The sequence below is a fragment of the Arcanobacterium urinimassiliense genome (genome assembly GCF_900119495.1).
Classification (GTDB): Bacteria; Actinomycetota; Actinomycetes; order Actinomycetales; family Actinomycetaceae; genus Arcanobacterium_A; species Arcanobacterium_A urinimassiliense.
In genome coordinates, this window is record NZ_LT632435.1 from 993,856 (window position 1) to 1,012,582 (window position 18,727).

Annotated in this window: 16 protein-coding genes; 1 reads left to right on the plus strand and 15 read right to left on the minus strand. The window is 47.8% G+C overall.

Features of this window, described 5'->3' with window-relative positions; all coding sequences use genetic code 11:
• Window positions 1-71 precede the first annotated feature (71 nt).
• From BQ7117_RS04505 to BQ7117_RS04565, 13 genes are all read right to left on the minus strand, one after another.
• On the minus strand, window positions 72-638 hold the full coding sequence (locus BQ7117_RS04505) for a transcription antitermination protein NusB (protein ID WP_073996394.1): 567 nt from the start codon (window positions 636-638) through the stop codon (window positions 72-74).
• 20 nt (window positions 639-658) lie between these two features.
• Window positions 659-1,216, minus strand: coding sequence for an elongation factor P (gene efp, locus BQ7117_RS04510; RefSeq protein WP_073996395.1), 558 nt, complete (start codon window positions 1,214-1,216; stop codon window positions 659-661).
• Between the two features lie 140 nt (window positions 1,217-1,356).
• Entirely contained in the window at window positions 1,357-1,950 is a 594-nt protein-coding gene (locus BQ7117_RS04515) for a nucleoside/nucleotide kinase family protein (RefSeq protein WP_073996396.1), read from the minus strand.
• Entirely contained in the window at window positions 1,947-3,524 is a 1,578-nt protein-coding gene (gene aroB / locus BQ7117_RS04520; protein ID WP_073996397.1) for a 3-dehydroquinate synthase, read from the minus strand. Before aroB ends, BQ7117_RS04515 begins: the two co-directional genes overlap by 4 nt.
• Window position 3,525: 1 nt before the next feature.
• On the minus strand, window positions 3,526-4,737 hold the full coding sequence (gene aroC, locus BQ7117_RS04525; protein ID WP_073996398.1) for a chorismate synthase: 1,212 nt from the start codon (window positions 4,735-4,737) through the stop codon (window positions 3,526-3,528).
• A gap of 57 nt (window positions 4,738-4,794) precedes the next feature.
• Complete coding sequence (locus tag BQ7117_RS04530; protein ID WP_073996399.1) at window positions 4,795-5,427, minus strand: hypothetical protein; 633 nt, start codon at window positions 5,425-5,427, stop codon at window positions 4,795-4,797.
• An 86-nt stretch (window positions 5,428-5,513) separates the two neighbouring features.
• Window positions 5,514-6,314: a shikimate dehydrogenase family protein gene (locus BQ7117_RS04535; RefSeq protein ID WP_073996400.1), complete on the minus strand. Its 801-nt coding sequence runs from the start codon at window positions 6,312-6,314 to the stop codon at window positions 5,514-5,516.
• A 9-nt stretch (window positions 6,315-6,323) separates the two neighbouring features.
• Window positions 6,324-7,409, minus strand: a complete 1,086-nt coding sequence (gene mltG, locus BQ7117_RS04540) for an endolytic transglycosylase MltG (RefSeq protein WP_073996401.1) — start codon at window positions 7,407-7,409, stop codon at window positions 6,324-6,326.
• Window positions 7,399-7,935, minus strand: a complete 537-nt coding sequence (gene ruvX / locus BQ7117_RS04545; RefSeq protein WP_084789901.1) for a Holliday junction resolvase RuvX — start codon at window positions 7,933-7,935, stop codon at window positions 7,399-7,401. Before ruvX ends, mltG begins: the two co-directional genes overlap by 11 nt.
• Complete coding sequence (gene alaS, locus BQ7117_RS04550) at window positions 7,932-10,604, minus strand: alanine--tRNA ligase (protein ID WP_073996402.1); 2,673 nt, start codon at window positions 10,602-10,604, stop codon at window positions 7,932-7,934. The genes ruvX and alaS overlap by 4 nt, the downstream gene beginning before the upstream one ends.
• A gap of 57 nt (window positions 10,605-10,661) precedes the next feature.
• Window positions 10,662-11,093, minus strand: a complete 432-nt coding sequence (locus tag BQ7117_RS04555) for a DUF948 domain-containing protein (protein ID WP_073996403.1) — start codon at window positions 11,091-11,093, stop codon at window positions 10,662-10,664.
• A gap of 81 nt (window positions 11,094-11,174) precedes the next feature.
• Entirely contained in the window at window positions 11,175-11,795 is a 621-nt protein-coding gene (gene rpsD, locus BQ7117_RS04560) for a 30S ribosomal protein S4 (protein ID WP_073996404.1), read from the minus strand.
• Between the two features lie 107 nt (window positions 11,796-11,902).
• Entirely contained in the window at window positions 11,903-13,246 is a 1,344-nt protein-coding gene (locus BQ7117_RS04565) for a replication-associated recombination protein A (RefSeq protein ID WP_073996405.1), read from the minus strand.
• Between the two features lie 168 nt (window positions 13,247-13,414).
• Between BQ7117_RS04565 and BQ7117_RS04570 the strand changes: the two genes are divergently transcribed.
• Window positions 13,415-15,916, plus strand: coding sequence for an MMPL family transporter (locus BQ7117_RS04570; protein ID WP_073996406.1), 2,502 nt, complete (start codon window positions 13,415-13,417; stop codon window positions 15,914-15,916).
• 46 nt (window positions 15,917-15,962) lie between these two features.
• Here BQ7117_RS04570 and BQ7117_RS04575 read toward each other — a convergent pair whose 3' ends face one another.
• Together BQ7117_RS04575 and aspS are read right to left on the minus strand one after the other, a co-directional pair.
• The gene (locus tag BQ7117_RS04575; RefSeq protein WP_073996407.1) at window positions 15,963-16,796 is read right to left on the minus strand and encodes a GNAT family N-acetyltransferase; all 834 of its coding nucleotides are present in this window, start codon (window positions 16,794-16,796) and stop codon (window positions 15,963-15,965) included.
• Window positions 16,796-18,589 (minus strand): aspartate--tRNA ligase, encoded by a 1,794-nt coding sequence (aspS, locus tag BQ7117_RS04580; RefSeq protein ID WP_073996408.1) that lies wholly within the window; start codon window positions 18,587-18,589, stop codon window positions 16,796-16,798. The genes BQ7117_RS04575 and aspS overlap by 1 nt, the downstream gene beginning before the upstream one ends.
• Between the last annotated feature and the right edge of the window lie 138 nt (window positions 18,590-18,727).

An 18,727-nucleotide genomic window follows, 5' to 3' on the forward strand; every position in this document is an offset into this window, starting at 1 on the left:
CGTAACTTATCTAGTGAAAATAAGAAAATAAGAATTTTACCGTTTTTCACCGATTTTTAGCGGAACGAGGATTAGGATTCCGGAACTTCTGGAGAAGCGGCGGAGATCTGCGCAGAATTTTCCGCGAGAGTATCTTCTACAAAAATTTCCGTATCTAATCCACTCAAATCAGCAATTGTATTGCCAGCTCCGGCAGTTTCTCCGGCGTAGATATCGGCAATTTTATTTAGCACTCCCATATTAAAAGGCACAGCGGCGTCCGTAGAAAAATCTCGGGTCAAATTAGCAATTTCCGTAGCTACTACGGCGATTTCTCCATCTAAAAACATCAATTCAGCTGCGCCAATACGCAGTAAATTTCTATCTACGGTAGTCATGCGCGAAAGAGCCCAATTTGGAGAAGCCGCATCAATCATTGAGTCGATATTATCGGCCCATTCTCCATAGGCATTGACTATCGCTTGCCCATATTCCCCAATTGGCACTTGAGCAGTAGATAACTGCGTGCGCTGCGCCAGCAAATCCGTAATGGAATTTGCGGGGATGCCTTTTATATCGGCTTCGAATAGCACATCTAAGGCACGTTGGCGCTGCAACGAGCGCCCTTTGCGTTTCTTATTACGGCGTTTCTTATCCACTTCTCCGTATCGCTCTCCGTTTAAGCGCGGTTTATATATTCTCCAGTTCGCGTATCTACCTTGATCTTGGTGCCAGACTCAATAAAGAGCGGTACCTGAATATCATATCCAGTTTCCAAAGTAGCAGGCTTCGTACCGGCATTCGAGCGGTCGCCTTGCAGACCTGGTTCCGTATGGGTAATTTCCAAAATTACCGAGGCTGGCAACTCTACGAAGAGCACCGTGCCCTCATGCATAGCGACGATTACATCTTGATTTTCGAGCAAGAATTTCTTGCTATCCCCGAGGATGCTGGCAGAAATCGGCAGCTGCTCGTAGGTCTCGCCGTCCATGAAAATAAAATCTTCGCCGTCATTGTACAGGTACTGCATATCGCGACGATCTACCGTAGCAGTTTCTACTTTTACACCGGCGTTAAAAGTCTTATCGATATTTTTATTGGTGAGTACATTCTTTAATTTAGTGCGCACAAAAGCAGGGCCTTTACCCGGTTTTACATGCTGGAACTCCACAACCTGCCAAAGCTGATTATCAATCTTTAGCACCATTCCGTTTTTTAAATCATTGGTGGTAGCCATGCAATCCTCACTTAAATGAACTCTTAACTAATAAAACAACGCTATTAGGATAGCTGATAGCACGCCTTGATAGGGCATGATTTAAAGAACTGAGTGCTGATTAACTTCTTTTTATTTTGGTATGCCCCATCGGAGAAGAATCAGATTTCTTCGTTCTTTTCTAACTGCAACTGCTGCCAAATTTGCGCTGCGGCTGTTTCGGGAGTGGTATTGCTGGTATCAAAACTAAAAGTCGCAATTTCTTGATAGAAATTTTGCCGTTCTTCATAGAGCCGGCGCAGTTCCCGCCGCAGTAGGATAAAGGAACTACGCTGGCCAATTAATTCTTTTCGCACCACTAGTTTACTGAGATTTGCCGTCAAATTAATTACCGTAAAATCGCCGCTGCCCAAGGTATCCACTAATTTTTGGCGTTTTTCAGCCAGAATTTTCTCTAGCTTTGCAGTGGTTTTACTGTTGCTATCAGTTCCGAGGGGGAAAAATATTCCCGCAGGAAGTGCAATGACTAAGGAAATATCGGACGGAGGAAGATCAGCTTGTAGCGCTTCCCATATTTCCAGCTGTGCTAACTGCAATTTCCCTGCTTCCCCGGTCAATATCATCTCTGCAGCATCTAATCCCCACTCAGCCACTAACTGATCAATATCTGCGGCTTGTATCCCGTATTTCTGTAGCGAATATGCTAAGGCTGATTTTCCCGTCCCCGGAGCTCCAATTAAAATAATTTTTTTCATGCGATTCCAATGGCTTGAAAAGCTCCATCTAGGAGAGCTGAATCTGGATTTTCCAATATACGCGGCTTCCCAATATCTCCTAAAACTACGAAACGCAGCTGTTGGTGCCGCACTTTTTTATCAACTTGCATAAAACTAAGCAGTTCTTCTTTTCTCGCTCCTTTATACGAGACTGGAAGACCTACGGCGGCAAAAGCATCGCGATGCAATTCGGTAAAACCGGAAGGAGCTATGCCACTCAATTCTGCTAAAGCGGCAGCGAATACACATCCGATAGCTACTGCTTCTCCGTGCCGACAGTTATAAGAAGTAGCTTTCTCTAGAGCATGGGCGAGGGTATGACCATAGTTAAGCACTATTCGCCCTCCTTTTTCTTGCAGGTCAGCATCTACAATTTGCAGTTTTACTTTTATTGCTGCTCCCACCATCTCAGCTAAAGCAGGCGATGTAGAAGTGAAAAGATTAGTGCCATGTGCAGCCAACAACTCGAGAATATGCCTATCGGCAATAAATCCGCATTTAATTATTTCTCCCATTCCGGATTTCCACTCGGCATGGGGCAAAGAATCCAGCGTGGCTAAATCACAGTAGACTCTGCGTGGATTAGTAAAACTACCGACTAGGTTTTTTCCGCTTTCGGTATTGATAGCAGTTTTTCCCCCGATAGCGGCGTCTACCATTCCCAACAAGGTAGTGGGCACGTTGATATTTGCTACTCCGCGGAGCCAAGTAGCAGCGAAGAAACCTCCTAAATCGGTAACGCTTCCACCTCCTAGCGAAATCACTACTCCATCTCGGCCGAGATGATTACTTCCTGCTAGCTCCCAGCCTTGTAAAAGAGTGGAAATATCTTTTGCTGCTTCCCCGCGCGGAACTTCCCAGAGGGCGGTGGGCTGTGCTCCTACGAGTAAAGCTTCGCGAATTCTTTCGGCAGACCGGGCAGTATCGGGAGAATGTACCACTAATGCGGCGGCATACTTTTGCCCGTGGGCGGTAATTTGCGCTTGCAGATTTCTGCCGATTATCACTTCATAGGGATTTACCCCCGCAGAGCTGAGTACTTGCTGAGGACTCTGGAGAGTTTCCAAGACTTTTTCTACTACAAAAGCAGCTGGGCGGGAATCAGAAAAAAATGTGCAAGTAGCTAAATCGCGGTAATACTGCATGCGTTCGCGGCGCAATTTCTGCATTTCAGCTTCCGCATTAGTAGTGAAAATAGGGCGCGGAGTGCGCGATTTTTGCACGCGTGCTGCGAGCACTTGGTCAGCGGCATCAATTAAAAATACCCGTTGCCCTTGTAAAGCGGCGCGGGTATCGGGATTTAGTATGGCACCTCCCCCGAGAGAAAGTATCCCGCTAAAATCGGTGAGTGCAGAAATAATCGCCTGGGATTCGATACGGCGAAATTCTTTTTCTCCCGCCGTCGCAAAAATTTCGGCAATGCTGCGGCCAGTTTTTTCTCTAACCAAAGTATCGGAATCACGGAAAGCTACTCCGAGCCGGCGAGCCACCAGCCGCCCTACAGTAGATTTACCGGCTCCCGGCATACCGATAAAAATAACTTTTGGCTGCATCTTATTTTCTTTCCGGAGGGATAGCGGCCTGGAAATTCGCTAAATTACGGCGTACTTCCGCGAGACTATCTCCCCCAAATTTTTCGACCATAGCTTCGGCCAGCACGAGAGCTAGCATCGCCTCTCCGATTATACTTCCGGGTACTATGGCAGTGGTATCGGAACGTTGATGAATAGCCTCTGCTTCGGCTCCAGTGCTGATATCGATAGTGCGCAGAGCCCGAGGTACAGTAGAAATAGGCTTAAAGGCGATTCGCACTACCAAAGTAGCTCCATTCGATATACCGCCTTCAATGCCGCCGGCATTATTCGTAAGCCGCTCTAGGTGATTTGCTTTCCTGATTATTTCATCGTGGGCGTTAGTTCCATATTGGGCAGCTGCTGCAAATCCAGCGCCTATTTCCACCCCTTTTACAGCCGGTATAGACATCATCGCTCCAGCTACTTTGGCGTCTAATCTATTGGCTGGTACCGCATAGGTGCCTAATCCGGTGGGAACTCCCTCGGCAATTATTTCTGCTATGCCTCCCACAGTATCGCCACTTTTTTGGGCTTTATCTATTTCCGCGCAAAAAAGCTTTTCCGTCTTTTGATCGAGAGTACGCACCGGAGAAGCATCTAAGGCGGGGATATCTGCCGCGGTAGCAGTCCGATAATTTTCCGCTGCTACTTTACCTACTCGCACTATCTGCGAAGTAATTTTTATGCCGGCTGCCTGCTCTAAAAAACTAGCGGTTAAAGATCCGAGTACCACTCGTGCTGCTGTTTCGCGCGCAGAAGCTCGCTCAAGTACGGGGCGTATATCCGTAAAACCATATTTATTCATTCCCGCTAAATCAGCATGCCCGGGGCGTGGGCACGTCAACGGTTTTCCCCGCGGAAGTTCCCGTGCATCTCCGCGGCCATTTTCTAACTCTAAATCGGAAGTAGAAATAGGCTGCGGATTCATAACGGTTTTCCATTTTTCCCATTCGGGATTGCAGATTTCGATAGCGATAGGAGATCCAATACTCTGCCCCTGTATGAGGCCGCTTAAAATTTTTATTTCATCCTTTTCAAATTTTTGCCGGCTTCCCCGCCCGTAGCCGACTCTCCGGCGGTATAACGCATTTTTAATATCGTGCTCCGAAATTTCTACTCCGGCGGGCATTCCTTCTAAAAGTGCTATTAAAGATTGCCCGTGCGATTCTCCTGCCGTACTCCAACGCATCATACTTCCATAATGCCATGCGCCAATAAAAAATTCTGCCTAGATAGCTCTGCTAAATATCTAAACTAATGCCAGAGCACAGAACCAGCCAGTAAAAATAGCGGGCCCGAGCGCAAAAGAATTTTCGGAAGCTTTTGGTAAAGAAGCTCTGTAGCGTTGATAGCAAATTTTACTAATTGCCAAGCCAGCGGCGGCTGCGAAAGTGTAAAACATCGTATAAAAAGCGGCAGTAGGTGCGTAGAGAAAGCTAAAAGTACTGGTGGCTGCCAACAGTGGCACATCGCCTTTTCCTAACCCGCCACAGTTGGAGAGAAAGGTAAAAATGACCTGAAGAGAACTCAAAATAAGCATTGCAAGGGCGAGTTGTAAGGGTGAAAATATATTTTTCTTCCAGCCAATTCCACCGCTGAGCACCAGGGTGAAAATAGCTATATAAGTCCAAATGCGCAGTAAATATCCGCGGCGATAATCGATATAGGCATTTATGCCGCAGGGAATCCCGAAAGCTAGGGAGCTACTAAGCCAGAATAAAGAAAAATTTTTCCCCCAGCTGAGCAATAAAATAATTCCGCCGAGCACGCTGATAAGCAGAAAAAATTGGCTGGTATTTAGGCAACTCAGAGTTAAATTATAAGTAGCAGTAGCGGCAATATGCGGAATTTTTTTCTGGCGTATATCGTGCATAGAGTGCATAGCGTAAGTATAAAAATTTGCCGGCGCAAAAATCGCTACCGAAATTAACTGTGGAAAATATAGGCGTTTGTGGTGGCTGTAGACATCTAAAGTATTTGCCGCATTTGCTCTACATCCGGATCTTTACCAGTAAAAAGTCGCATTTGCAGAATAGCTTGATGTAAAAGCATTAATTTGCCAGGTATTACATTCCCGCCTGCCGCTTGCCATGCCGTCACTAAGCGACTCGGATAAGGATCGTAGGCCACATCTAATAAAAATTTTCCCGTTAAATCAGTGCCAATAATTTGCGCGGCAATTTCGTCAGCCACCCCTGCCGGCAAAGTAGAAATAAGTAAATCAGTATTTTGGATACGCTTCGGTGCAGCCGCTAACAAATGCGTAGATAGAGAAACTCCCAGATTATGTGCAGTTGTAAATACCGTTCTCGGCCCAGCTAGCCGGCGAGCACAGACTTCAATCTTCGCCACTTCTAACTGCGCTAAAGCTGCTAATGCCGAAGAGGCTGTAGCGCCAGAACCGAGTATAAGCGCTTTTTTATAGCTACGATTGGGTGCGATTTCCGTGATCGCATTTACGATTCCCCCGATATCGGTATTAAATCCGATAAACATCTGGCTTTTTCCCAGGGGTTGGCAAATAAGAGTATTTACTACCTGCACTTTTTGTGCCAAATCATCAGCCATATCCGCGCAGTTAAAGGCTTCCCGTTTCAGCGGCATAGTGACGGCGAAACCATCCCACTTTGTACCTGCTTTTTCTAAGAAATCGGCTAATTCTCCGGCCGAAACTTTTATTTTAGAAAAATCGCTAATTCCCGCGCCCGCCGCATATAGACGCGGAGAGAGAGAATGCGCTATGGGATCGCCCAGTACGGCTCCGCGCATATTTCCTACCTATTTGCTTTTTTCGTCGTTATTATTTTCAAACCACTTCCGGAATTCTTGCACATTCTTATTGTGTTCTTCTAGATTATCGGTAAATTTCGTCTCTCCCGTATGCAGATTTACCGTCACAAAATAAATCCAATTTCCCGCTGGCGGATTAATCGTAGCCTTAATAGCACTAATAGAAGGATTAGAAATAGGGGCTGGAGGCAGACCTGGATGTTTATAAGTATTATACGGATTATCTGATTCAAGATCGCTCTGGGTAGGTACTCCCCCGCTCTTTCCCACTCCATAGAGCACAGTAGAATCCATCTGTAGGCATCCGTGGGCTTCCCCGCTCAGCGCCAAACGATTTTCTATTACGCGAGCCACTTTTCCATAATGCTCCGGCCAATTCACTTCCCGCTCCACTATCGAAGCTATCACTAGGTAATTTTGCCAGCTATCTTTCGGAACTCCTAGACTCTGCATTTCTTTAATACGCTCTTTTACCAGCTGGGAAAGTGCCGCTTGTGCAGTGGTACCCGGAGCATATTCATAGGTCTTCGGAGCGAGCCAACCTTCTAAATTGCCTCCTGCTTCTTTCGGCAAACCTAATGCGGCCGGATCAGCAGCCGCCGCTTTTATTTCTTCTAAAGGTAGTGAGAGTACATTAGCTAGCCGCTCATAAATCTGCTGCGCCGTGAAACCTTCCGGAATTGTGACCGTCAATTCTGCGCGGTTTGCCGGAGCTAATAAAGCTGCTACCGCATTTGCCGCCGACATTTTTTTCTGCAACTTATAGCTACCCGCTTGAATAGACCCCGCCTTAGGATTTTTATTAAAAGCCTTAATAAAGGCCATCTGCGAAGCTACTACATCCTCTTTATAAAGGATATTGGCAATATCGGCGCCTAAAGACCCCTCCGGAATATTCACCACTACTACTTCGCCATTACCGCTGCCTTCATAATCGGGGATATTCCGATTGGCGATAAAATCGCGAGCTTTGGGAAGTACTACTACTGCACCACAGACCACCAAGGCCGTGACGATGCAGAGTATGATTGCGGTGCGAAAATTCCCACGCGAAGCAGAATTTTTAGTTTTCACTATCGAGTCCTTTCACCGAAAGACCTGGTTGCCGGCCGGTACGGCGCGCAAAATCAAGAGCACTTTCTAAAATAATAACTGCTGCAGCTTGATCTACAAGTGGTTTATGCTTTATTTCTCGTAATCCGGCTTCCTGTAATTGCCGATGTGCACTTACGCTGCTGAGTCTTTCATCTATCATTCGCACTGGAATTGGCGCGATCATTTTCGCTAAACGCTGCGCCCATTTTTGGGCATTGCGAGCGGTACTCCCGATACTTCCGTCCATATTCAGCGGTAATCCTACATAGACCGCGCAGACATCTTCTTGAGAAATAATATCTAATACGCCCGTTATATCGTCTTGCCCCCGGCGAAAAGTACCTACCGGCAGCGCCAGAATCGCATCTTGATCAGTCTTAGCGATGCCGACTCGTACTTTTCCTACGTCGACGGCGATGCGCACTCCTGGCTTGAGAGGTTTTTCGCCACTCCAGCCAGCTTTATTTTCAATAGCGTTTTCGATATCGCTTTCCTTATTTATCATTGATTTTCCAGAAAATCCCTAATTGCTTTTGCGGCAGCTGATATCTTTTGTACATCGATTCCGCCGCCTTGGGCGAGATCCGGCTTTCCGCCGCCGCCGCCGCCTAAAACTTTCGCAGCTAAAGCAACCAATGCCCCCGCCTTCACTCCAGCTTTCTGTGCAGCAGGAGTGAGTGCCACTACGAGCAGTGGTCTATCTTTTACGATTCCGAAAAGTGCCACTACGGCCGGTTTTTCTCCGAGCCGATTGCGCAATTCCGTGGCTGCAGTCCGCAGTTCATCGGCATTGGCAAGCTTTTGGAAATTATGCGCATAGAGCTGCAAATTTTTAATCTGCCGGCCCTTTTCTAAAATTTCTCCATAAGTGGCCGTCAGTTGGGCTTGCCGTAAAGCAGTTATTTCTTTTTCGGCTTGCTTTAAGCGCTCCAGCAAAGCATTGATATGCTCTGGCAAGGCAGCTGGCTGTACTTGCACTAACGTGCTGAGCTGGGAAAGCAATGCGCGTTCTTTCGCACCTTCTGCATAAGCTCCTGCTCCTACCAATGCTTCTACTCGGCGTACGCCGGAGCCGATAGAAGATTCTCCCAGAATTGAGACTAAACCGAGCTCTCCGGTTTGCGCCACATGTGTGCCGGCGCAGAATTCGCGTGACCATGCATCATCAATGGAAACTACGCGCACTTTTTTGCCATATTTTTCTCCAAATAGTGCCATTGCGCCAAGCTGTTTTGCAGCGTCAATATCCATCACTTGTGCACCTACCGGCAAATTTTCCTGGAGACGTTCATTGATGCGCTGTTCTATTTCTGCGAGCATGCTCGGAGAAATTTTTGCGCCATGGCGAAAATCGAAGCGCAAGCGTGAAGGAGAATTCTCTGAACCAGCCTGTGTAGCTTGATCTCCTAAAAATTCGTGCAGTACTTTATGCAGCATATGGGTGGCAGTATGAGCCTGCGCAATTTGGAGACGGCGGTCGGTATCGATTTGTGCATATACGGTATCGTCTAGCGCGATTGCGCCTTCAACGAGATGCCCGCGATGCAAGAATAAACCTTTTATTGGCATCTGCACGTCATCTACTTCGAGAAGTCCACCCCCGGCAATTCTAATCGTGCCGTGATCGGCTAATTGACCGCCTTGCTCGGCATAGAAAGGAGTACGGTCGAGGACCACTTCTATTTCTGCCGGTGCTTCTGCCGCCGGCACCGGTTTTCCATCCGCTAAAATGCCGATTACTTTTCCGTCTGCACCGCTTTCTCGATACCCTAAAAATTCGGTATCTCCGCCATTTTTTGCTTGGAAAGCGTGGAATACTGAGGCGTCGATGTGGCCAGTTTTTTTCGCTTGTGCATCAGCTCGGGCGCGATCTTTCTGCTCTTGCATGAATTTTCGGAATCCCTTTTCATCCACTTTTACGCCCTGCTCCTGCGCCATCTCCAGGGTTAAATCAATGGGGAACCCGTAGGTATCGTGTAACTCAAAGGCATCTTTTCCGCTGAGCTCGCCGCTCTTTTGTTTCGCTTTCGCTACCGCTACATCAAAAATTTGCGTCCCGGCCACTAGGGTACGCCGGAAAGATTCTTCTTCTCCGTAAGCGATATTGGAAATAGTGGAAAAATTCTGCTCTACTTGCGGATATATTTCTTTCATCGCATCTTTTGATACCGGTAAAAGCACCGGCAACGCCGGAGCATCTACTCCGAGTAAGCGCACTGAGCGCACAGCGCGGCGGATTAAACGCCGCAGTACGTAGCCGCGCCCGTCATTACCGGGGCGGACACCATCCGCAATAAGCATAAGTGCGGAGCGAATATGGTCGGCAATAATGCGCATTTGTACATCCGCCGCTGGATCTGCTCCGTATTGCTTTCCAGTCAATTCGGTAGTGGCAGCAATTACCGGATATACCTGGTCAGTTTCATACATATTTTCTTTACCTTGGAGCAAATAAGCAATACGCTCCAAGCCCGCACCGGTATCCACTGCATGCTTATCGAGCTTTCCGAGTAATTCATAATTACTACCTTCGCCCGCTCCCCGCATATATTCATCGAATACCAGATTCCATATTTCCAGATAGCGATCACCGCCGGGATCTACGGTACCTCCTACCGCTTCTGGGCCATACGCGGGGCCACGATCATAGTGGATTTCTACGCAGGGGCCAGCTGGGCCCGGTTGCCCGGTAGACCAGAATATTTCCGAACGCGTCAACCGTACCAGGTGGCGCTCATCTACGCCGATTTCTCGATTGAGGATTTGATATGCTTCCGCGTCTTCATTCCAGAGTGAAAACCACAGTTTATCTCCGGACAGACCGAATCCTCCCTGCGCGGGATCGGTAGTCAATAGTTCCCAGGCAAAATGTAGGGCTTCTTTTTTGAAATAATCACCAAAAGAAAAATTGCCGCACATTTGAAAGAACGTACCATGGCGAGTAGTGAGCCCAACGTTATCTATATCGTTAGTGCGAATACATTTTTGTACCGAGGCCACTCGCGGATAAGGTGCCTGCGCAGTGCCCGTAATATAGGGAATAAAAGGAACCATACCGGCAATAGTGAATAAGATAGAAGGATCAGGAGATATTAAAGAAGCACTTTCCGCTATCTGGTGATCCTGCCGGCGGAAATAATCCAACCAGCGCTGATATATTTCTACACTGCGCATTAAAAATCCTTTATATTATTTTTATAGATACTGCTTTTATTGCCACTTATTCAATAGCTATTTATCGGCCGGGGAATCTTCCGGCGCCGAATCTTCTCCGTACATGGATGGGAGCTCAGTACTGGGAGTAGCATCTCCCCCGCGCCCAAATACGTTCTTCACTTTTTCTGCCCCCCGGCGCGCCGCTAAGAAAGGCGCCCCAACGGTGGACGTGACCAAAGTAGTCATAGCCGAAATATCTTCCGAAGTACGAGCAGCAGCATCGGTAATTACGTCGAGCTTCTTCACCTGATTATTAGCTTCCGCTACGGTATTTACCGCCTCATCAATAGCAGGAAGTGTGTGTTCAGTGAGTTCGCGGAGCGATTCTGCTAATCGATCGAGCACGCCAGAAAGTTTCCGGAGCGGACGAATGGAAAAATATACTAATACTAAAAATGCGAGGGCAGCGAGAATACCTGCAATCTGCCCGAGAGATATAGGAGCCATAGTATCTACCTTATAGTAATAAGTGAGTAAAAAAGCGCACCACGATAAAGGTCGCGGTGCGCTTTAATCTAAAGATGCATTCTAGCGAGAATAGTGCTCGACGACCATCTGTACATCACAAACGACCGGCACTTCTGCTCGCTTCGGCCGGCGCACCAGCTCAAAGCGCAACTTCTCTAGCTCTACCCGCAAGTATTCCGGAACTGCCGGCAATACATCGGCATGCTGACCTTGCGCGGCTACCAAGAACTGCGGAGAAGCTTGCGAACGCGGCTTCACCTGCACAATCATTCCGGGCTGTACGCGGAACGAGGGGCGATCTACGATATTGCCGTCTACCATAATGTGGCGATGCACTACTACCTGGCGAGCCTGCGCAATGGTGCGAGCAAAGCCAGCCCGCAGTACCAGCGCGTCTAAACGCATTTCCAGCAATTCGATTAAGTTCTCGCCAGCCATACCTTCTTCCCGGCGAGCTTCATTCCAAGCCCGACGCATCTGCGCTTCCCGCAGACCGTACTGGGCACGCAAACGCTGCTTTTCCTTCAACCGCACCGAATAATCGGATTCTTTTACGCGGCCCCGCCCATGCTCACCGGGGCGATAAGGACGCCGCTGCATATAGCGCTCTGCTTTCGGGGTGAGGGCAATGCCCAAGGCGCGCGATTGGCGTACTAACTTACGAGCTCTATTTTGTGCCATATTTATTTCTCCTGTCGTCTACTAAGGCACAGCTTTTTAGCTGCGGAATCAACCACTTTGGCTAAGATTCCAGGATTGCTCTGGTTCAGAGCAACTCCCCTATAGTATCACTGCTCTTTGCCTAAAGCTTTATTTATATTGCGCAAAAACTGGGTGATATTCGCCTCGTATCCACGCGTAGTAGGTTCGTAATAGCGGGTATTCTTTAAAGAATCTGGCAGATATTGCTGCTGCGCAATAGCTCCGGGCATATCGTGAGCATAAATATAAGAAAGCTGGCGCGGAAGACGGCTTTCCGCTGCGATACGCGAAGCTGCAGCACTTTTATCCCATAAATGTACTGGCACTTCCCCACTTTTACCCGCTTTTACATCTGCTATAGCAGCATTGATTGCCAAATAAGCCCGGTTTGATTTAGGAGCTGTGGCGAGATGTACCACTGCTTCAGCAAGAATTATGCGCGCTTCGGGCATTCCCACTAAAGCCACCGCCTGCGCCGCAGCTGTGGCAGTCTGTAAGGCAGAAGGATCTGCCATCCCAATATCTTCGGCCGCAGAGATCATTAAACGCCGCGCAATAAAACGCGGATCTTCTCCGGCCACTATCATCCGCGCTAAATAATGCAAGGCCGCATCTACATCTGAACCACGAATTGATTTAATAAAAGCAGAAATCACGTTATAGTGCTGGTCACCGCTGCGATCGTAGCGCACCGCATAAGTATCAACTGCGGTGGCCACTTTTTCGGTAGTTATTTTTTTCCCACCTTGCCCAGCTGCCGCTTCTAAAATAGTCAAAGCGCGCCGCCCGTCATTGCCTGCCAGCTGCACGATGGCAGCTAGCGCAGCGGGCTCAATGGCAATTTTCCCTCCATAGCCACGACTATCGGTGAGCGCACGCTGTAAAAGATTTTCAATATCTGCTGCCTGGAGTGGGTGCAAAGTGAGAAGCAAAGAGCGGGAAAGTAAGGGGGCAATCACAGAAAAAGAAGGATTTTCGGTAGTGGCACCGATAAAAATTACCCATCTATTTTCTACCGCAGGCAATAAGGCATCTTGTTGGGTTTTAGAGAAGCGATGTATTTCGTCTACAAAAAGTACAGTTTCTTTTCCATCTGTATATAGACGGCGCTTGGCCTCTTCAATCACCGCGCGCAATTCTTTTACTCCGGCCGTCACCGCGGAGATTTCCACAAAAGCTCGCCCCGAACTACCTGCACATAGATAAGCTAAAGTAGTTTTTCCCGTACCGGGTGGGCCCCAAAGAAAAATAGCACTCGGAGCACTGCCGTCATTTTCTATCAACCGGCGCAGCGGCCCTCCAGCTTGTAAAATATGCTCCTGCCCCACTACTTCAGAAATGGCGCGCGGGCGCATTCGCACTGCGAGCGGGGCATGAGTATCAGCTGGGGTGCCATCGGCGTTCAGAGCCGCATTGGTAAATAAATCCACTCTTCCATTTTAAATAGAATTTATTTCTTTTCTATACAGTTCACTAAGAGCGGTAGATAATAACTAACTAAAAGCAGCAGATAACGCCACTGCGCAATAATGGAAATTAAAGTGGGGAACTTTGGTATATCTTCTCGTTAAATAAGAGTTCACGATAGAATAAGGAGTATGTTTAGATTTCTCGGGAAAAATGTATCGCGGCATCCGTGGATTTTTATCACTGCTTGGATAGTTTTGGTGGTGCTGGGTGCAGGTAGTGCATTGTGGGGATTCGGGCAAGGCAATCTTTTTTCCCGTATGGAAGCTAATAAATCTATGGTGCCGGGTTCGGAATCCGATAAAGTAGTCCAGGCAATAGCTAAGAGCAATAAAGACGAAGAAATAGTCGCCGTGGTATCGGGAATTCCACTGGTACTGGCAGAATCTGAAACTGCTAATTTACGTACGCAACTTCAAGCAATTTCGGGAGTAAAAGAGGTGGTAGATCCACTTACGATTGAAAAATTTTTTCAACAGCAAATAGCTACCGAAAAACAAAAACAATTGGAGCAAGCTCTAAAGACGGCAGAACCGCAGATAGCTGCGGAAGTGGAAAAACGAATTGCTCCCCGCCGCTCAGCACTTGAACAACTTCCCCCCGCCCAAGCTGCGGAAGTGGAAAAGCAGCTACGTGCTTCGGCACAGAGCGGTGCCGATACCTATGTGCGCCAGCAAGCAGAAGAAAAAATAGATGCCGAATTAGCGAAAGTAAAAAACCCGGCGGCATATTTAAAAAGTAGTGATGGATTCGCAGTAGTTATTACTCTCTATCCCGGTAAACAAAAAGTTGCCAATGAGAAGGTAGAAAAAGTACTGCAGGATTTTTCTGCGCAGCTGCAGGGAAAATTTCCGGGACATAAACTAAATATTCTTTCTACGAAAATAGCGGAACGCGATATTATGAGCCAGGTTGCAAAAGATCTGGTGAGCGGAGAAGCTATCGGACTCCCCCTAGCACTCTTCCTACTCATAATAGTATTTGGCGGATTAATAGCCGCTGGCTTGCCGCTCGCCGCAGCTTTGGTATCCATAGCGACAGCTATGGGAATCGTATGGACTATTACCTTTAGCTCCACAAACGTAGATTCTTTCGTACTAAATATCCTTTCGATTATTGGTTTAGCTCTTTCCATTGATTATGGACTACTGGTGGTTTCTCGATTCCGTGAAGAGACGGGCATCTTATTAAATGAACAAGGATACGCGGCGGACGGTTCCCGCCTTCCGGAAGACGTAAGTGAAATTGTGCGGCAAGGAGTAATTGTTACGGTGGCAACTGCGGGGCGTACCGTATCATTTTCTGCCATTACGATTGCATGTGCGATTTCCAGCTTGCTGGTAATGGAAGCACCTATGCTGAGCATGATTGCGATTGGAGGCGTAGTAGTTTCCCTCTTTGCCGTCACTACCGCCATCACCTTAGTGCCAGCTCTTATTCAACTTCTCGGATCACGGCTCTTACGCCCTTCCCGTCTTTCGAAAATTCCTTTCTTTAATCGACTTTTCCATCGTTTTGGCGATGCTACTACTGAAAAAGGATTTTTCTCGGCACTTGCCCAACGGGTACACGCTCATCCTTGGCCGGTATTAATTGCCATAATTGGAGTGCTGGTAATTGCTGCGCTGCCGCTGCACGGGCTCAACCTGCGTTCCCATTTCGTGGAGTATATTCCGAAAGAATCTACGGCTTCTAAAGCGCTATATGAAATCGATAAATCTTATCCGCAGCTGCAAACAGCCAGTATTTCGGTGCTCGCCGAAATAGATAAAGAAAATACGACTGATCTACAAGCGGAAATAAAAGATATTGCCGGCGTATCTCGCTTAGGCGAACTAGAAGATTTATCAGGTAGCACCCTTATTCCGGTCTACACCGGCGATAGTGATCCAGTGGGCAAAGATGTGACAAATATAGTCAAAGAAATTCGCAATCTACATCCGGGATACCCAATATATGTAGGCGGTGCCGCCGCTTTGCAATATGACTTCATTCAGTCGCTAATATCCGGTTTACCGGGGGCTATTACTATTATTCTGATTTCCGTACTAGTGTTGCTTTTCTTAATGACCGGATCACTAATAGCGCCATTAAAAGCCTTAGTAATAAATTCTCTTTCCCTACTCGCCGGTCTAGGCATCACTACCTTTATCTTCAATAACGGCTTATTGACGATGCCCCACACTCCCGGTATCGAAACTTTCGTCATTGCCGTGGCTGCCGCTTTCGGTTTCGGCTTGGCAATGGATTATGAAGTATTCCTTGTAGCGCGTATTAAAGAGTATTGGGATAGCGGATGTGACAACGACACTGCCGTAGAAAAAGGCTTGCAGAGATCTGGGCGCATTATTACGGCAGCTGCGGCAATCATTATTGCCGTATTTGTAGGATTCATCTTCGGCAATTTAGTGCCGGTAAAGCAAATAGGTATGGCTCTTGCTACGATTGTGCTCGTAGATGCTACCTTGGTGCGAATGTTGCTTGTACCAGCTATTATGACCTTGCTAGGCAAATGGAATTGGTGGGCTCCTAAGCCTTTACAAAAGTTCCATACCCGGATTGCGGCAGTGATTGGGCGGGGAGTAAAAAACGAGAAAGCTACCGATTATCTGGCACAAGTTACTAATAATTAATGTTTAAGAATTCATTAATTATTGGCAAGCAATTTGCCGAAATTTTCTAGCGCGCCTGTTTTTGCAGATCGGGGAAAGGCTTCGCTCTCCCACTGAGAAAGACTCCTGCTTGCCGATATCCGAGGCGCTGATAAATGCGGCGGGCATTGCTATTCCAATGCCACATTCCAAATTGGAGAGCTTTCACGCCCGCATTTTCGAAACAGTAGTTAGTGGCCGCTACCATCAACGCCGAACCATAGCCCTGTTTACGAAATTTTGGTCGGGTGCCTAAACCATGCAGCTCAGCTACACCGGTGAGTATATCCATTCCCACTACACCAGCAATTTCTCCTCCGGTAGTTTCTACGTAGAACCAAGTAAAATTAGCAAATTCAGATTTGGCAGCGGTAGTGGTGTTGGAATCTTGTAAAGCCGCATAAATACGTTGATGCACGGCAGAAGAATTAACGCTACCCGGCGGAGAAACTTTTAAATCAATTTCCCGTGCGCTGGGCGGGAGCTTTTCATTGGTCCAATAGTAATCCCACTCCCAGCCCCAATGCGGGCCATAAAATTTTCGTAAATTTACCGGAAGGTCATCATAGATACCGCGCTCAATCATAGTGCGCTGCGGCGGCGAAAATTGCTCGCTAACTTTCGCTAATTCCTGGGCACCCGCTTCTCCAGATCCCGCAGCTAAGAGCATAATTTCGGAACTATCAGGGCGCACATAGGCTAAACGCACCGCTACTTCAGAAGTTAAAAGTTCATAAAGTACCGGCCCAGAAGTTTGCCTGCTCGCTCCCTGCACCCAGAAAGGAGAATCCGCGCCGGTAGAAAATTCCCCAAAAGTAGGAGAATCTTTTTCTACCGGCGCGAGAATTTTCTTATCAGCCATTACTTTTGCGGAGTATCGCTATCTTTTTTCTCTAAAGGAGCATCAACCCCAGCTTCTTTACGCTGTTGCGCAGTAATTGGAGCTGGCGCATCCGTCATCGGATCCCAACCATTTCCAATCTTCGGGAAAGCGATTACATCGCGAATAGAAGGCGCTTTCATTAGAAGAGATACAATTCGATCCCAACCAAAAGCAATTCCGCCATGCGGAGGAGCACCGAATTTGAAGGCGTCGAGCAAGAATCCAAATTTCTCTTGCGCAGCTTCCTCATCCAAACCCATTACTTGGAATACGCGCTCTTGTACATCTCGGCGATGAATACGAATCGAACCGCCACCAATTTCGTTGCCGTTGCAGACAATATCGTAGGCATAAGCTAAAGCATTAGCTGGATCGGTATCGAAATTATCTAAGCATTCTGGCTTCGGAGAAGTGAAAGCGTGATGTACCGCTGTCCACTTACCGCCGCCTACGGCCACATCTCCCTCGGCTTCTGCATCTTTTGCCGGCTTGAAAAGTGGAGCATCTACTACCCACAAAAATGCCCAATCATCTTCTTTAATTAGGCCACACCGCTTGCCGATTTCCAGCCGCGCCGCGCCTAGTAAATCCCGCGCCGGTGTAGGCTCACCAGCAGCAAAGAAAATACAATCCCCAGGTTGCGCACCGGTGGCAGCTGCTAAACCAGCTTTTTCTTTTTCCGAGATATTCTTGGCTACGGGGCCACCCAGTTCGCCTTCGTTATTAATCGTCACATAGGCTAGGCCGCGTGCTCCCCGCGCTTTCGCCCATTCTTGCCATTTATCAAAAGTGCGGCGCGGCTGAGCAGCTCCTCCGGGCATTACTACTGCTCCTACATAAGGAGCTTGGAATACTCGGAACGGAGTATCGGCAAAAAATTCCGAAAGATCTACTAGTTCTTGGCCAAAACGCATATCCGGTTTATCGGATCCAAAGCGTTCCATGGCTTCTTTGTAGGCCATACGTGGAATCGGAGTAGAAATATCAACACCAATGAGCTTCCAGATGTCGCGTAAAACTTTTTCGGCAATTGCAATTACGTCGTCTTGATCTACGAAAGACATTTCTACGTCGAGCTGCGTAAACTCTGGCTGACGATCGGCGCGGAAATCTTCATCTCGATAGCAACGCGCAATCTGATAGTAACGTTCCATACCCGCTACCATTAGGAGCTGCTTAAAGAGCTGCGGTGACTGCGGAAGCGCATACCAAGACCCCGGAGAAAGCCGCGCGGGAACGATGAAATCGCGGGCGCCTTCCGGAGTAGAGCGAATTAAGGTAGGAGTTTCAATTTCCACAAAGTCATTAGCATCTAGTACTTGCCGAGCCGCCCTATTTACTTGTGCTCGCAGCCGAATAGCGCGCTGCTCATAAGAACGCCGTAAATCTAGATAGCGATACTTGAGGCGAGTTTCTTCATTCACTGCCCCCGCATCTTCCGCATGATCTGAGACCTGGAAAGGCAGTGGAGCAGCGGGATTCAATACCTCTACTTCCTGTGCTTCTACTTCAATTTCTCCAGTAGGTAAAGCAGGATTAGTATTTCCATCTGGGCGCGCATTGACGGTACCGGTTATTTGTATTACGTACTCACTCCGTAATTCATGGGCCACATCCTCCCGAATCGTCACTTGGGCAATTCCGGAAGCATCCCGTAAATCTATAAAAGCGATACCGCCGTGATCGCGGCGCCGATCGACCCAACCAGCTAGCGTAACGCTACTGCCAATATCTTCTTTACGCAGGGAACCTGCCATACGAGTACGTAACATAAAACCTCATTTCTCCAATTGTTTTCACCCGCGAGACGGGCGGGCTACAGTGGGCTGCGAGACAAGCGGCACACACGCTTTTTATAATACGCTTCTCTTGCCTTTCACTTCTCTGCGCTCCAGCAGTGGAGCTTAAAT

Bases quoted from the DNA above. Each gene is read 5' to 3' on its own strand.
- efp (WP_073996395.1), bottom strand. From the start codon at position 1,216: ATGGCTACCACCAATGATTTAAAAAACGGAATGGTGCTAAAGATTGAT.
- BQ7117_RS04515 (WP_073996396.1), bottom strand. From the start codon at position 1,950: ATGAAAAAAATTATTTTAATTGGAGCTCCGGGGACGGGAAAATCAGCC.
- aroB (WP_073996397.1), bottom strand. From the start codon at position 3,524: ATGCAGCCAAAAGTTATTTTTATCGGTATGCCGGGAGCCGGTAAATCT.
- aroC (WP_073996398.1), bottom strand. From the start codon at position 4,737: ATGATGCGTTGGAGTACGGCAGGAGAATCGCACGGGCAATCTTTAATA.
- BQ7117_RS04530 (WP_073996399.1), bottom strand. From the start codon at position 5,427: ATGCACTCTATGCACGATATACGCCAGAAAAAAATTCCGCATATTGCC.
- BQ7117_RS04535 (WP_073996400.1), bottom strand. From the start codon at position 6,314: ATGCGCGGAGCCGTACTGGGCGATCCCATAGCGCATTCTCTCTCTCCG.
- ruvX (WP_084789901.1), bottom strand. From the start codon at position 7,935: ATGATAAATAAGGAAAGCGATATCGAAAACGCTATTGAAAATAAAGCT.
- alaS (WP_073996402.1), bottom strand. From the start codon at position 10,604: ATGCGCAGTGTAGAAATATATCAGCGCTGGTTGGATTATTTCCGCCGG.
- BQ7117_RS04555 (WP_073996403.1), bottom strand. From the start codon at position 11,093: ATGGCTCCTATATCTCTCGGGCAGATTGCAGGTATTCTCGCTGCCCTC.
- rpsD (WP_073996404.1), bottom strand. From the start codon at position 11,795: ATGGCACAAAATAGAGCTCGTAAGTTAGTACGCCAATCGCGCGCCTTG.
- BQ7117_RS04570 (WP_073996406.1), top strand. From the start codon at position 13,415: ATGTTTAGATTTCTCGGGAAAAATGTATCGCGGCATCCGTGGATTTTT.
- BQ7117_RS04575 (WP_073996407.1), bottom strand. From the start codon at position 16,796: ATGGCTGATAAGAAAATTCTCGCGCCGGTAGAAAAAGATTCTCCTACT.
- aspS (WP_073996408.1), bottom strand. From the start codon at position 18,589: ATGTTACGTACTCGTATGGCAGGTTCCCTGCGTAAAGAAGATATTGGC.